The organism is Fundidesulfovibrio agrisoli (assembly GCF_022808715.1).
Lineage (GTDB): Bacteria > Desulfobacterota > Desulfovibrionia > Desulfovibrionales > Desulfovibrionaceae > Fundidesulfovibrio > Fundidesulfovibrio agrisoli.
On the sequence record NZ_JAKZKX010000023.1, the window covers coordinates 12,590 to 26,473 of the forward strand.

At 67.3% G+C, this 13,884-nt stretch carries 12 protein-coding genes; 6 read left to right on the forward strand and 6 right to left on the reverse strand.

Annotation, left to right across the window (positions count from 1 at the left end):
- Nucleotides 1-17: 17 nt before the first annotated feature.
- On the reverse strand, nt 18-1,490 hold the full coding sequence (locus tag MLE27_RS14550; protein ID WP_243312818.1) for an Lcl domain-containing protein: 1,473 nt from the start codon (nt 1,488-1,490) through the stop codon (nt 18-20).
- Between the two features lie 320 nt (nt 1,491-1,810).
- On the opposite strand from MLE27_RS14550, the gene MLE27_RS14555 reads away from it, so the two are divergent.
- The 6 genes from MLE27_RS14555 to MLE27_RS14580 all read left to right on the forward strand — a co-directional run bounded on the left by MLE27_RS14555 (nt 1,811) and on the right by MLE27_RS14580 (nt 8,607).
- The gene (locus tag MLE27_RS14555) at nt 1,811-2,194 is read left to right on the forward strand and encodes a hypothetical protein (RefSeq protein ID WP_243312819.1); all 384 of its coding nucleotides are present in this window, start codon (nt 1,811-1,813) and stop codon (nt 2,192-2,194) included.
- 103 nt (nt 2,195-2,297) lie between these two features.
- Complete coding sequence (locus tag MLE27_RS14560) at nt 2,298-3,314, forward strand: sigma-54 interaction domain-containing protein (protein WP_243312820.1); 1,017 nt, start codon at nt 2,298-2,300, stop codon at nt 3,312-3,314.
- A 106-nt stretch (nt 3,315-3,420) separates the two neighbouring features.
- Nucleotides 3,421-6,696, forward strand: coding sequence for a tetratricopeptide repeat protein (locus MLE27_RS14565; protein ID WP_243312821.1), 3,276 nt, complete (start codon nt 3,421-3,423; stop codon nt 6,694-6,696).
- Between the two features lie 87 nt (nt 6,697-6,783).
- Nucleotides 6,784-7,602 carry an AmmeMemoRadiSam system protein B gene (gene amrB / locus MLE27_RS14570; RefSeq protein ID WP_243312822.1) on the forward strand — a complete coding sequence of 273 codons (819 nt, stop codon included), beginning with the start codon at nt 6,784-6,786 and terminating at the stop codon, nt 7,600-7,602.
- 105 nt (nt 7,603-7,707) lie between these two features.
- Nucleotides 7,708-8,382: a TVP38/TMEM64 family protein gene (locus tag MLE27_RS14575; protein WP_243312823.1), complete on the forward strand. Its 675-nt coding sequence runs from the start codon at nt 7,708-7,710 to the stop codon at nt 8,380-8,382.
- Between the two features lie 54 nt (nt 8,383-8,436).
- Nucleotides 8,437-8,607 carry a hypothetical protein gene (locus tag MLE27_RS14580; RefSeq protein ID WP_243312824.1) on the forward strand — a complete coding sequence of 57 codons (171 nt, stop codon included), beginning with the start codon at nt 8,437-8,439 and terminating at the stop codon, nt 8,605-8,607.
- 91 nt (nt 8,608-8,698) lie between these two features.
- On the opposite strand, the gene pnp is transcribed toward MLE27_RS14580, so the two are convergent.
- The 5 genes from pnp to rbfA form a co-directional block, all read right to left on the reverse strand.
- Nucleotides 8,699-10,927 carry a polyribonucleotide nucleotidyltransferase gene (gene pnp / locus MLE27_RS14585; protein ID WP_243312825.1) on the reverse strand — a complete coding sequence of 743 codons (2,229 nt, stop codon included), beginning with the start codon at nt 10,925-10,927 and terminating at the stop codon, nt 8,699-8,701.
- Between the two features lie 261 nt (nt 10,928-11,188).
- Nucleotides 11,189-11,458, reverse strand: a complete 270-nt coding sequence (gene rpsO, locus MLE27_RS14590) for a 30S ribosomal protein S15 (RefSeq protein WP_243312826.1) — start codon at nt 11,456-11,458, stop codon at nt 11,189-11,191.
- A 25-nt stretch (nt 11,459-11,483) separates the two neighbouring features.
- Complete coding sequence (gene truB, locus MLE27_RS14595; RefSeq protein WP_243312827.1) at nt 11,484-12,425, reverse strand: tRNA pseudouridine(55) synthase TruB; 942 nt, start codon at nt 12,423-12,425, stop codon at nt 11,484-11,486.
- Entirely contained in the window at nt 12,425-13,381 is a 957-nt protein-coding gene (locus MLE27_RS14600) for a DHH family phosphoesterase (protein ID WP_243312828.1), read from the reverse strand. Before MLE27_RS14600 ends, truB begins: the two co-directional genes overlap by 1 nt.
- Nucleotides 13,374-13,718 (reverse strand): 30S ribosome-binding factor RbfA, encoded by a 345-nt coding sequence (gene rbfA / locus MLE27_RS14605; RefSeq protein ID WP_243312829.1) that lies wholly within the window; start codon nt 13,716-13,718, stop codon nt 13,374-13,376. Before rbfA ends, MLE27_RS14600 begins: the two co-directional genes overlap by 8 nt.
- Nucleotides 13,719-13,884: the final 166 nt, after the last annotated feature.

Sequence of the window (13,884 nt, forward strand, 5' to 3'; positions counted from 1 at the left end):
CCCGCCTCCCCGGCCCGCTAGTTGTTCAGCAGCAGCTGCAATAGTCCGAGGTTCGGTACGATCTTCCTGTATGTTCCCGCAAGCGTCTGCGGCTGGCCGGCCTGGAAGGTGACGGCCTGCGCAGCGGGCGTTTTCCAGCCGGGCACGGCCGAGAACTCCAGCGTGTGCTGCCCGGCGCTCAGCGCCGAGACATACGCGCCGGGCTGCTGCCAGCTCCCCCCGTCCACCCGCCATTTTGCTCCGGCCGTCGCCGCTGCCTGCGGCAGTATATTCACCGCCAACTGAGCGGCGTAGTCACCCGTGAGCTGGAACGCCTGCCCTGGGGTGGCCGTGATGGTCTGGCTCTGGGGCGTGGTCCAGCTGCCCACCTGATTGAACTCGATGGTGTGTTCCCCGTCGGCCACGCTGCCGAACATCGTCCCGCTCGTCTGCCAGGCTCCGCCGTCCATGCGCCAGCGCGCTCCGGCCGTGACGGCAGCCGCAGGGGTGATGGCCACGGCGAGACTGGCCGGGACATAGCCGGACTGGTTGAGCGTGTATGTCTTCCCGGCGATGTTGAAGCTGGCGGAGCGGGGATTGGCGGAAGCGTTGGCGTCCACGTGGACCAGCACCTGGCCGGAGCCGGTCCCTGTCGTTCCGGCGTCTATCCTGGCCCAGGCGCTGTCGCTGTAGGCGGACCAGTTGCAGGTGCCGGCCCCGCCGCTGGTGATGAAGACGCTGTAATCCCCGCTGCCTGCTCCTGCCGCCTGGCTGTTCTTCGAGAGCGCGAATGAGCAGGATGGGCCGCCCTGAACCATGGCCAGGTAGGCGTACACGCTGTCCGTGTAGATGCTGGTGTTGGAGTTCTGGTACAAGAGGTGCCCTTTCTTGGGGACGAAGGACCAGGGCTGGCCATTGTATGTTGTATTTGCCCAATATCCTCCGCTCAGGTCGCTCGTGAGGCTCAATGCGCGCAGCGTCAGCAGTTGGTGCGGCGTGGGCATACGCCACTGGCTGGAATAATAGGTGTTCCACGCGCTGACGGCGTTGTTGTACGAATAGGCCGGACTCGGGATGTTCCAGGAGAGCCCCGTGGCGGAGTCGGTGTAGCCGGAGAACTGGGGGGTGAGCGCCGGCCCGCGCACGCAACGGATGTAGAAGAGGGCATCGTTGTAGACCGCGTCGTCGATGGCGTTGGTGGCGGTGTTCAGGTAATAGGAGAAGTTGTCCCGCCCTATGACGTAGGACTTGGCGTCGGTCCAGTAGCCGCTCGACTTGGTGGTGGGAAAGAAGTGCGCCGGGATGGGCGAGCCGAAATAGCTGCGGGTGGTGGCCAACTCCAAGGGGGAGGGCGCGCGCCAGTCCGTGTATCCGTTGAGCCTCAATTGCGTGCAGTAGGTGCAGGCTGCCGCCCAACCTCGGGTCACGCCGTCGTCGGCCTGTTGCCAGGTCAGCCCGGTGTTGAGGTCGGTGATGGTGCCGTCGCCGTTGTCCTCAAAGGCGAAGACCACGCCGTTGCCTTCTGGGAGGATGAAAGCCTGCGATCGGGGCGGCAGAATTACCGCAAGGAGCAAGAGGGCCAGTACGGCCAGGAGTGCCCGGCGCGTAGCCAGCCTGTAGCGGGAAGCGGGGCTGCGGGGTTGTCCGTCCACAGCGTCGTCATGTAAGCGGCAACCGATACGCATTGGGCCTCCGAGCTGTTTTTCGCGTTTCGCGACCCTAACATTTATCAATAAATTGTCAATGTTTTAGAGCTATTCGCATGTGGAGAGGCGCCCGGGCTTGACACGGCGGCCATGAAGGCCCACCTGTATCGCAGGAGCGCACGGCCATGATCGGCAGGGTGGATGTGAACATGCAGGCCATCGGGGCCCTGACCTACGCGGTGGACACCCCCGCGCGCAACGTCGCGCCCTCATCGGTCGCCAACCACATCCCCCAGCGCCTCGACCCCCCCGGCACCGACGCCTTCGTGGAATCGGCCCGGCCCGACACCGCCGCCTTCGGCGAGACCACCGGCCTCATCCCCGCCGAGGCCGCCTACGACCACAAGCTCATCGACCAGGCCTGGCGCACCGCCGCCCACGCCAGGGACGTCTCCGTGGAGCGCGGCATGGCCGCCACGGCCCGCATGGAGCTTGAACTGCGGGCGCGGGTGGAGGCCATGCGCACCATCGAGCAGAGCACCGGGGCCATCCTGAGGCTCATCGCCTGAAATACCGCGCATACGGCGGCTTTTCCCCCATTTCTTGGCTTGACTTCGCGTCATTTGATTGACAGCTTCGCCCTGTGACTACGGGTTCGACGCGGAGGGAGTCATGGATTTGGATACCTGCGGCATCATAGGCAAAAGCCAGGTTCTGGCGGGCGTGTTCGCCATGCTCGCCAAGGTCGCGCCCACGGACTCCACCGTGCTCGTCACCGGAGAGTCCGGCACCGGCAAGGAGCTGCTGGTGCGCGCCCTGCACGCCAACAGCCGCCGCACGGGCAAGCCCTTCGTGCCCGTCAACTGCGGGGCCATCCCCAAGGAACTGCTGGAATCGGAGCTCTTCGGGCATGAGAAGGGGGCCTTCACCCACGCCATCCGCAGCCGGGCCGGGCGCTTCGAGCTGGCCGACGGGGGCACCATCTTCCTCGACGAGATCGGCGAGATGGACCTCTCCCTGCAGGTCAAGATCCTGCGCGTGCTCCAGGAAAAGGAGTTCGAGCGCGTGGGCGCCACCAAGACCATGAAGGTGGACGTGCGCATCGTGGCCGCCACCAACCGCGACCTGGAGGCCGAAGTTGCTGCGGGCCGCTTCCGCGAGGACCTGTTCTACCGCCTCAACGTCATCCCCCTGCACCTGCCGCCCCTGCGCGAGCGCGGGGACGACATCCTGCTGCTGGCCGACGCCTTCCTGAAGCGCTTCTGCGAACACAAGGAGCGCAAGACGCTCGGCATCCCCCCAGAAACGCGGGACATGTTCCTGCGCTACCCCTGGCCCGGCAACGTGCGGGAGCTGGAGAACTTCATGGAGCGCCTCTCCATCCTCTGCGAGCACGACCAAATCCTCCCGGAGGACCTGCCCCGCAAGATCTGGGACGCCGTGGGCAAGGCCGTCCCCCCCAAGGAGGCGGCCCCGGCCCCGAGCCCGAAGGGCTTCGTCTGGCCGGTGCTCAAGGACCTGGCGGACAAGAACCTGGGGCTCAAGGAGTTCCTGGACGAGATCGAGGACAGGCTGCTCGCCGAGGCCCTGGCCCAGGCCGGGAACGTGAAGAACCAGGCCGCCGAGATACTAGGCATCAAGCGCACGACGCTCATCGAAAAGCTCAAGAAAAAGAACATGCTGAACTGACAAGGCCCGCACTGTGAAACATAGCACGCTTCTTGCTATGTTGAGCGCCGTGACGGCGCGATCCCTTGCCAGGGTTTCCTGGCTCCTCTGCCTGTGCATCCTTGCCATGCTTCCGGCCTCGGCCTGGGGGCAAAGCTATTCGCTCGCCGTGGGCCCCTCCGCGGACGTGCTCACCGTCAATTTTCCGAAGAAGGCCCCCCATCCCATGGTGCTGCGCACGGGCGGCAAGCGCATCGAGTTGCTCTTCCCGGCGGGAACCTCGTTCAAGGGCGCTGGCGCGGGGGGTGTGGGGGGCAAGCAGGTCGCCTCGGTGGAGGCGGCGGACAACGTGCTGGTGGTGCTCACCAACACCGAGGCCTTCGGGTTCGTGAGTTCGCCCAAGGGCGACAAGGCGATCCAACTGCAGGTTTTCCCTGACCCGGCCGGAGCGCGCTGGAAACCCGCCGAGGGCTCCCAGCAGGCAGCCCAGCCCCAGCCCGCCCCCCAGCAGGCGGCGGAAACCTCCAATCCTCAGGCGCAGAACCCCGAGCCCGCACAGCCTTCCACGCCCGCACAGCCTTCCAACCAGGTACGGGCGGTCATTAGGCCCGAGGGGGGCTCCTCCCAGAATGAACCTCTCCGACAGGGAGGACAGCAGGCCCAGGACGCGGCCAAGCCCCAGGCCGTCCAGGGCCAGCCTGCCCAGAATCAGCCTGTCCCGAGCCAGCCGGCGCAGCCCCAGCCGTTGCAGCAGGGCGCGCCCAACAAGCCGGACTCAGGCGGGGTGGTGCGCCAGAGCCTGATGCAGCCCGCCGCCCAGGCCCAGCCCGAGGCTTCGGCTCCACCCCGGAGTGCGGTCACGGCTCCGGTCCAGGCGCAGCCTGAGGCGGCTCCCACTGCTGCGGCCCAGCCCCGGACACAAACTTCGATCAAGGCCCCGATCCAGGCCCCGGGTCAGGCACCGGCCGAACCCAATGCTTCTGCGGCGCAGCAGCAGGCCCAGGCTCCTATTCAGGCTCCGGCCCCGACTCCGGCCCCGACTCCGGCCCAGGCCCCGGCAGCGGTCAAGGCCCTCATCCAGGCTCCGGCTCCCCCCGAGGCTGAAGCGACACAACCCGCACCGGCCGAGGGCAAGCCCGCCGTTTCGGCTCCCGGCCCAGTCCCTGGCCCCGCGTCGAGTCCGGCGTCGGGTGAAGTCCGCGTCTCCCTGAACATGGAGAAGCCCGTCCCCGTGGACACCCCCGCGCCGTCCACCCAACCCGCGCCGCCCTCGCAGCAGGAAGCGCCCGCCCAGTCTCCGGCACAGGCTCCGGGGCAGGCTCCGGCCCAGTCTCCAATCCAGGGGGCCACCGTCGCCCAGGGCGCCCCTCCGGCGGGCGCGGAGACCGAAGCTCCGAAACCTGGCGAGCCCAAGCTCAAGGACAGCATGGAGGACAAGGCCACAAGCATAAACGCTGAACAGGCCTTGGTGCGCGGTGATTACGAGAAAGCCCTCGGGCTGGCCCGGGGGCTGCTGGAAAAGCCCGACATCACCAAGGAGCTGCGCGAGGATGCGCTGTACCTCCAAGCCGAAGCCGTCTTCGCCAAGAACAAGGACAAGCTGGCCGAAACCTACCTGGAGACCAACGACACCATCCAGCAGGCCCTCAACTACAACACCACCTCCTGGCGACTGCCCCGCGCGCTCATCAAGCTGGGCTACATCAACCTCAAGCGGGGCAACCTGCCCGAGGCCCGCGCCTACTTCAACCTGCTGCGCACCAAGTACCCCCTGGACGAGGAGGTCCCCCTCATCGACGTCTACTGGGGCGAACATTATCTTGAGATGGCCAAGAAGGGCGACACCCGGGCCAACTTCGCCCGGGCGGGGCAGTCCTTCAGGGAGGTGCTGCAGAAGTACCCGGAGAGCCGCTTCGCCCGCGACGCCGCGCTGGGGCTCTCCAAGACGCAGCTGGAGCTGCAGCAGTACACCGAGGCCAGCAAGGTGGTGGACTACATCGACAAGCGCTGGCCACGCTACTACGTGGAGAACCCCTCCATGCGGCGCGTGGCTGCGGATATCGCCTACAAGCTCGGCGACTTCGAGAAGGCCAAGGACGACTACCTCTGGTTCTACAACCTGGTTCCCGGCGACGCCGCCAACGACCTCGTGCTGGCCCGCCTGGGCGACGTGAACATGCGCCTGGGCAAGCGGGAGGCCGCCCGCGAATTCTACGACATGGCCATCCGCACCTACCCGGGCAGCTACGGCGCGCTGATGTCCATGATGCGCATGGCCGAGCAGGGCGTGCACGACGCCCCCACCATGCAGGAGATGTTCAAGGCCTTCGCCGACCCCAGCGACATCAAGCCCGACAAGATCTACGAGATCATCACCGAGCAGTATCCCAAGAGCCCCCTTGCCCCCCTGGCCCTGCTCAAGCTGGCCATGTGGCGGCTCTACAAGAACGAGAACCCCGAAGCGCTCCAACTGGTGGAGAAGTTCCGCAAGGCCTACCCCGGCGACGACCTGGAAAAACAGGTGCTCGACGTGGGCACCCAGGCCTTCATCAAGATGCTCGCGGGCCACGTGGACGCCATGAACTACAAGAGCATCATCGACCTTTGGAACCGCTATCCCTTCCTGTCGGGCCAGGCGGAGCAGATGCCCGACCGCGAGCGCCTGGGCGTCGCACTTGCCATGTACTACCAGGGAATGCCCAAGGAAGCCCTGGCCCTGGTGGCGCCCTACCTGGACAAGGGCCCCAGCCCCGAGGGCCAGAAGGCCCTCTCCCTGACGCTGACCATCTACCGCGAAAACCAGGACTGGCAGTCCGTGCTGGACACCCTGCGCAAGGTCTCCTCCTGGAAGGTGGCGGACAACCCCCGCCGCGCCCTGGAGTTCGCCCAGGCCATGGCCCTGGAGCACACCGGGGATTTCGCCAAGTCGCGCCTGCTCTGGGCCAGGCTGGCTGCGGACGACCAGCTGGACCCGGCCAAGCGCGCCTACGCCGTGTACTACCAGGCCCGCACCGCCTATGAGCGCAAGGACTACGACCGGGCCGTGGTCTGGGCCATGGACTCGCGCACGCTCTTCAAGGAGGCCGCCAAGGACGACGGCAAGGCCCGCGACGCCCTGCGGTTGATGATCGAGGCCAACCAGGCGGCCGGGCGCTACCCCGAAGCCCTGAACCTGTGCGCCGAGTTCGCCAAGGAGGCCCCCGAGGGCGGGGCCGAGTGGGGAACCAACCAGCTGCGCATCGCCACGTTGTACCGCCTCTCCGGAGACCTGGACAACTGGCGCAAGACTCTTGAAGCCCTGCGCGATGGCCAGCGCGACTCCCTGGCGGGCCGGATGGCCGCCTCCGAGCTGGCCGGGCGCGGCCTGCAGGAGCGCGCGGGCAAGCTGACAGGCATGCCCTGAGCCCCGGTTTCCCGGCCCACCCGCTTGCATCCGCGCCTTCCCGGGCCTATGTGTGTGCCATCAGCTCAACCTCCGGGAGGTTCCGCCATGATCCGCCGCCCCATCGTCGCAGGGCAGTTCTATCCGGGCTCGCCGTCCGAACTGGAGCACGAGGTCCGCACGTATCTCGCCCAGGCCCCCAGGCGCACGGAACCCGCCGCCGGCTCCACGCTGCTGGCCATGGTGCCCCACGCCGGGTACGTCTATTCGGGCCGCGTGGCGGGCATCACCCTGGGCCAGGCCGACCTGGCCGACACCATCCTGCTGCTCGGCCCCAACCACACTGGCATGGGCACGCCCTTCTCCGTGTGGCACGAGGGGGCCTGGCAGACCCCCATCGGCACCATGCGCATCGACTCCGTCCTGGCCCTGGCCCTGCTGCGCAGCGACAACCGCCTGCTGGCCGACCACCTGGGCCACGTCAGGGAACACTCCCTGGAGGTGGTCATCCCTTTCCTGAACGTGCTCAAGGGCGACTTCTCCGGCGTGCCCATAGCCGTGGCCGAACACGGGCTGGCGGCCCTCTCCGGCGTCGCGGCCTCCATGGCGGGGGTGTTCAAGGCGCAGGGGGGCAAGGTCTCCATCGTGGTCAGCTCGGACATGAGCCACTACGTCACGGCGGAGCAGGCCCGCGAGCGCGACAACATGGCCATCGAGGCGATCCTGCGGCTGGACCCCGTGGGCCTCTATTCCATTGTGCGGGAGGCGGGCATCAGCATGTGCGGCGTGCTTCCCATGACCCTGGGGCTGATGATCGCCCTGGAGCTGGGGGCCACCACCGCGCGCCTGGCGGCCTACGCCACCTCGGGCGACGCCACCGGGGACGACTCCAGCGTGGTTGGTTATGCGGGCGTGCTGGTGGAATAGGGCGTGGAGCAGGGAAATCGTAACGGCCCCGTCACCGCCGCCGGGTTAGCCAACGGGCTGCGGACCGGCGAGGCCGCGCCGACTTCTTCCGCGAAGCGACGGAGCATGAAGAAAGCTGCCCTGATTCTGGCGGGCGCCGCGCTGCTGGCCCTGATCGTCTTCTGGTACGCGCACGCGTCGGAGATCCTCGATCTGGCCCGGCATTGGGCCCTGGCCTCCCATGATTTCGTGCAGGGGCATTTCCATGCCTGCTGGCTGGCTATGCTCCTGCTGTGCGTGCTCATCATCAACCTGCCAATCCCGGTGGCCGCGCTGCTCAAGCTCATGTCCGGCTTCATCTTCGGGATTCAGGCCGGGTTCGTGCTCAACGTGGGGGCCTCCGTGTTCGGGGGGCTGTTCGGCTTCGTGCTGGCCCGCCACTTCTTCCACCGGGCCTTCCACCAGCGCTACGGCCACCAACTGGCGCGCATCGACCTGGAAGTGGCCCGCAACGGCTTCTGGTACGTGCTCTGCTCCCGCCTGGTGATCGCCACCCCGTTCTTCGTGGTCAACGTGCTGGCCGGGCTCTCCTGCCTGCGCAAGCGCAAGTTCGTGCTGGGCACCCTCCTGGGCGTGCTGCCCAGCTCCATGATCTACGCCGTGTCCGGCAGCAAGCTGCACGAGCTGGCCTCCGCCGAACAGGTGGTGGACCCGCGCCTCATCGCGGTGCTGGCCGGGGCGGGGGCCCTGGTCATCATCCCCGCGCTCATCAACCGCCATAGAAAAAAGCGCAGCACCTAGCCAAAACTTCCTCGGTATGATACGGAGCAGGCAAGCTGTTCCCGGGAGGTCTCCATGCGCTTGATCCTCAGAGGGCTGATCGCCTTCCTGGCCCTGGTCGTGCTGTCCCACGCGGCCGAGGCCCGGTTCGTGCTGGTCCAGGGCGTGGAGGCCGTCAAGGGGGCGCAGCTTCAGCAGGGCTGGCTGGAGGCCGCCAAGGCCCGTGTGGCCAGTCTTCTGGAATAGGATATCGACAACCGGCAGCGCGCGGCCGCACAAAAAAGAAGCCCCTTCCGGCATGGCCGGAAGGGGCTTCTGTTGTTCGGTTGCGCTCGGGCTACCTGCGTCCGCCGCGATCGCCGCCGCGTCCGCCGCCGCGCCGGTCGCGGTCGCCGCCGGGGCGGTCGCCGCGCGGGCGGGAGGGGGCCGCGAAGTCGGCCAGGTCGATGGTCTCGCCCTGCTCCTCGAGCAGCACGGCCTTGCGGGAGAGGCGCACCCGGCCGTTGGGCTCAACCGCGATGACCTTCACTTCCAGGTCCTGGCCCATGGCCACGGCGTCGGAGACGTTCTCCACGCGGCCGATGTCCAGCTGGGAGACGTGCACCAGGCCTTCGAGCCCGGGCAGGATCTCGACCACAGCGCCGCAGTCGATGAGCTTCTTGACCTTGCCGTGGTAGTTGCGGCCCACGTCGGCCTTCTGGTCGTAGAAGAGGACCATCTCCTTGGCGCGCTCCATGGACTCCTGGGTGGGAGCGAAGATGGAGATCTTGCCGGAGTCGTCGATGTCGATGGAGGCTCCGGTGGCGGCGGTGATGGCCTTGATGACCTTGCCTCCGGGTCCGATCACCTCGCGGATCTTCTCCGGGTTGATCTCCACCACGGTCAGCTGGGGAGCGTAGGGGGAGAGCTCGGTGCGCGGGGCGTCCAGCACGGCGTTCATCTTAGCCAGGATGCCCAGGCGGGCGTCGCGCGCCTGGTGCAGGGCGCGGCGCATGACCTCCTGCGGGATGCCGGTGATCTTGATGTCCATCTGGATGCCGGTGATGCCTTCGGCGGTGCCGGCGACCTTGAAGTCCATGTCGCCCATGGCGTCCTCGTCACCCAGGATGTCGGTGAGCACCAGGTACTCGTCGTTCTCCTTGATGAGGCCCATGGCGATGCCCGCCACCGGGGCCTTGATGGGAGCGCCCGCGTCCATCAGGGAGAGGGACGCGCCGCACACCGAGGCCATGGAGGAGGAACCGTTGGACTCCATCACTTCGGAGACCACGCGCAGGGTGAAGGGGAACTCGCCCGGCTCGGGCAGAACGGGCAGGATGGAGCGCTCGGCGAGCGCGCCGTGGCCGATGTCGCGGCGGGAGGGGCCGCGCACGGGCTTGACTTCGCCCACGCAGTAGGGGGGGAAGTTGTAGTGCAGCATGAAGCGCTTGGAGTTCTCGCCCGCCAGGGTCTCGATGCGCTGCTCGTCGCCGGTGGAGCCCAGGGTGGCCACGCAGAGGGCCTTGGTCTCGCCGCGGGCGAACAGGCAGGAGCCGTGGGTGCGCGGCAGCACGCCCACCTCGATCTCGATGGGGCGCACGGTCTTGGTGTCGCGGGTATCGATGCGGGTGCCGGTTTCCTTGATGTAGGCGCGCATGGCCTTCTTCTCGAGGCCTTCGAAGATCTCGGCGGCCTTGGAGCCGATGCCGTCCTCCTCGGGGAAGGCGGCCTTGGCGGCCTCCACGGCCTTGAGCTTCAGGGCCTTGCGGGCGTCGCGGCGGGGCATCTTTTCCACGATGGTCAGCGCGCCGACGATCTCGGAGGCCACGGCGTTCTCCACCACGGCCTTGAGCTCGGCGTTCTCCACCGGGGGCGTGAACACGGACTTGGGCTTGCCAGCCTTTTTGCGCATCTCCTCCTGGAGGTCGATGAGCGGCAGAACCTGCTTGTGGCCCCAATCCAGGGCGTCGGCCAGCAGATCCTCAGAGATGAAGTTGCCGCCGCCCTCGACCATCACCACGGCGTCGCGGGTGGCCGCGAACACCAGGTTCAGGGAGGACTCGCCCTTGAGGGCGGTCAGGGGCGGGTTGAGCACGAACTTGCCGTCGATGTAGCCCACACGGCCGCCGGCGATGGGGCCCAGGAAGGGGATGCTGGAGATGTGCAGGGCGGCGGAAGCGCCGGTGACGGCCAGGATGTCCGCGTCGTTGACGCCGTCGAAGGAGAGCACCGTGGCGATGATCTGCACCTCGTCGCGGTAGCCCTTGGGGAACAGCGGGCGGTGCGGGCGGTCGATCAGGCGGCAGGTGAGCACCTCGCGCTCGGAGGGGCGGCCGATCTCGCGGCGGAAGTAGGAGCCGGGGATGCGGCCCGCGGCGTAGGACATTTCGCGGTATTCGACGGTGAGGGGGAAGAAGCCCTTGTCGAATTCCAGAACCTGGGAGCAGACGGTGACCAGAACCACGGTGCCGCCGCTCTGGACCCAGATGGCGCCGTCGGCCTGGTTGGCCAGGCGTCCGGTTTCGATGATGATGGGGTTGTCGCCCACCATGCGTTCAAGGCGTACAGCCTTATCGAGAAGACCCATAATGTGTACCTCGTGTTGAGGGTTGGGTGAAAGCCTTCCCGGAACGTGTTATTCGCGCCGGAGGCCGGGAAACCTGTGTTCCCGGGCTCGGGCGCGGATAACGTTCGGGGTCGGCTTGCATCAGCCGTCGCGCGCCTGGCGCGCGATGCCGCCCGGAGCGCGTCGCTCCAAGCGTGAGCGGAAGGCCCGCCCACAGGCGGGCCCCCGGAAATGGAAACCGGCCGGCCCCGCGAGGAAGCCGGGTCGGCCGGAGGGCACTCGTTACTTGCGGATGCCGAGCCGCGCGATCAGGGTGCGGTAGCGGTTGATGTCCTTGCTCTTGAGGTAGTTGAGCAGCTTGCGGCGCTGGCCGACCAGCTTCAGCAGGCCCGTGCGGGAGTGGTAATCCTTGGCGTGGGTCTTGAAGTGTTCGGTCAGGTAGACGATGCGGCTGGTCAGCAGCGCGATTTGCACCTCGGGGGAGCCGGTGTCTCCCTCCTTGGTCTTGTACTCCTCGATTACCTTGAGCTTGCTTTCAGGGGTCATGACCACAGCGGTATCCTCCGTTTCATCGGGTTCAGGCAGGATTGCCCGGTGCGTCCTGGCGGGGGTTGAGCCCACGCAGGATCGCCCATCGCCTGGCGCCGTCCTTGTCCTGGGGTTCGGCCAGGGCCACGGGCAGGCCGTCCGGCTCCACGAGCATGGCCCGCGTGTCCGGTCCGGGGAGTTCCTCCAGGGTGAGCCATTTGCCGTCCCGCACCTTCTTCACCTGGTCCTGGGTCAGGGCCAGGGCGGGCCAGTGCGGCAGGGCGCGCTCCAGAGGGACGACCCGTTCGGCCAACCGCTCGGGGTGGTCCACAAGCTCGTCGAGGTCGACGGCCTGCTCCAACCCGAAAGGATGGCTGCGCTCCCGGATGAGTTCAGTCAAGTGTGCTCCGCACCCAAGTCGCGTCCCCAGGCTGTGGACCAGGGAGCGTACATAGGCGCCGGAACTCACTCTCACCCGGAAATGTATCTGCGGCAGCTCCATGTCGAGCACATCCGCATCGAAAACTTTTATCGGTTTCACCACCACGGGGACTTCCTCCCCGCGGCGGGCCTTCTTGTAGAGAGGCTGCCCGCCCACCTTAACGGCGGAGTAGGGCGGTATCTCCTGCGTGGCCATCTCGGTCCAGGCGGCCACGGCTTCGCGGGCCTGCTCCGGGGTGATGTGCTCCCAGGGGGCCTCGGCGGTCACCGTGCCTTCGGCGTCGAAGGTGTCGGTGGTCTGGCCCAGGCGCAGCCGCCCGGAATAGACCTTCTCGCCCTCGGTGAGAAACCCCGCCAGCTTGGTGCCCTCGCCCAGCAGCACCACGAGCACGCCGGTGGCCATGGGGTCCAGCGTGCCGGCGTGGCCGATCTTGCGCTGGTCCAGCTGGCGCTTGATGATCTCCAGGCAGCGGGCCGAAGTGGGGCCGCCGGGCTTGTTCAGCGCCAGCACGCCGTGCTGCTGCGGATACCTGGGGGGCTGCTTCGCCACTAGGCCCCCAGAACCTGGCCAAGGGCCTCTATCAGGCGCGGCTCCACTTCGTCCAGTGCGCCCTTGATGCTGGCCCCGGCGGCGCAGCGATGCCCGCCGCCGCCGAAAGCGGCCGCGACGGGCTGGATGTTCAGCTCGGAAACGGAACGCAGGCTGAGCTTGAGCCCGCCGGCCTCGTCCTCGCGCAGGGACTGCACCACGCGGCAGCCTTTCACGCGCAGCAGGAAGTTGGCCAGGCCGTCGCAGTCCTCCGCGTCGGCTCCCAGCCTCTCCAGCTGCTCCCTCGTTATGCGGATAACGCCCAGCTGTCCACCGAAATAGAGATTGGCCGCGCCCAGCACCTCGCCCCAGAGCCTGAACCGGGGCAGGGACCACTGGTTCTGGATCAGCTCGTTGATGGGCGCGGGCTTGAGGCCCTGGCGCATGATCTGCGCCACCAGCTCCATGCAGTGGGGGGAGGTGTTGTCGAAACTGAAGTGGCCGGTGTCAGTGACGATGCCCAGGTAGACCGCCTCGCCAAGCGCCCCGGTGAGGGGCACGCCCAGGGTCAGCGCCAGCTCGGCCACCATCTCGCAGGTGGAGGAGCGGGTGACCTCCACCCAGTTGTGCGCGCCCCATTGGGGGTTGTTCACATGGTGGTCGACGACGATGGTGGGGTGCTGGGCCATGGCCTGCTGCAAGGCCGGGCCGCCGCGGCGCGAATCGCCGCAGTCCAGGGCCACGATGAAGTCGAAATCGTCCAGGGGCGGCAGCTCCGTGGCGATCTCACCCGGCAGCTTCACCCAGGAGAGCCCGCGCGGCAGGCCCGAAATGTCGTAGAGGGCCACCTGCTTGCCCAAGGCCAGGAGCAGATGCCCCATGGCGGCCATGGAGCCTATGGCGTCCCCGTCCGGGGCGGCGTGGGAGGCGACCAGGAAACGATTGCCCGACTGCAGGGCGCGCAGCACGTCATGCATGGGGCTGGCCGTAGACCATGGTTTCCAGGAACTGGTCCAGCTCGAAGCGCAGGTCCGGGACGAACTTGCTCTTGATGCGCCTGCCGATGTTGGAGCGCAGGAAACCCTTGGCCTGGTAGAAGGCGTCCTTGGCGGCTTTGATGCGGGCGGCGTCGCCGTGCATAGTGAAGAGCACGGTGGCTACGCTCATGTCCGAGTTCATGCGCACGCCGCTGATGGTCACGAGCTCCAGGCGGGGGTCCTGCATTTCCTCGGTGAGCATGATGGCGATCTCGCGCATGATCTGGTCGGCCATGCGGATGGAACGCCGGGAAGGGCCTTCTTCTTTAGTCGTCATGAAATATCCTGTGCGGGCGGGCGGGACGTCAGGTTGAAACTTCGTCCGGCCTGATGGCCCGTCAATCTCGCTAAAGTTGGTCCGGCCTCGTGGGGGGACCGAAATCTGGCCGGGGGGAGCCTCCGGCGGCCAAAGGACGAAGTCCTGTTGCGCCCTTTGGAATCCC

What these genes read in the sequence shown, in the direction of transcription:
- MLE27_RS14555 (WP_243312819.1), top strand. Translation starts at nt 1,811, where the DNA reads ATGATCGGCAGGGTGGATGTGAACATGCAGGCCATCGGGGCCCTGACC.
- MLE27_RS14560 (WP_243312820.1), top strand. Translation starts at nt 2,298, where the DNA reads ATGGATTTGGATACCTGCGGCATCATAGGCAAAAGCCAGGTTCTGGCG.
- MLE27_RS14565 (WP_243312821.1), top strand. Translation starts at nt 3,421, where the DNA reads ATGCTTCCGGCCTCGGCCTGGGGGCAAAGCTATTCGCTCGCCGTGGGC.
- amrB (WP_243312822.1), top strand. Translation starts at nt 6,784, where the DNA reads ATGATCCGCCGCCCCATCGTCGCAGGGCAGTTCTATCCGGGCTCGCCG.
- MLE27_RS14575 (WP_243312823.1), top strand. Translation starts at nt 7,708, where the DNA reads ATGAAGAAAGCTGCCCTGATTCTGGCGGGCGCCGCGCTGCTGGCCCTG.
- MLE27_RS14580 (WP_243312824.1), top strand. Translation starts at nt 8,437, where the DNA reads ATGCGCTTGATCCTCAGAGGGCTGATCGCCTTCCTGGCCCTGGTCGTG.
- pnp (WP_243312825.1), bottom strand. Translation starts at nt 10,927, where the DNA reads ATGGGTCTTCTCGATAAGGCTGTACGCCTTGAACGCATGGTGGGCGAC.
- MLE27_RS14600 (WP_243312828.1), bottom strand. Translation starts at nt 13,381, where the DNA reads ATGCATGACGTGCTGCGCGCCCTGCAGTCGGGCAATCGTTTCCTGGTC.
- rbfA (WP_243312829.1), bottom strand. Translation starts at nt 13,718, where the DNA reads ATGACGACTAAAGAAGAAGGCCCTTCCCGGCGTTCCATCCGCATGGCC.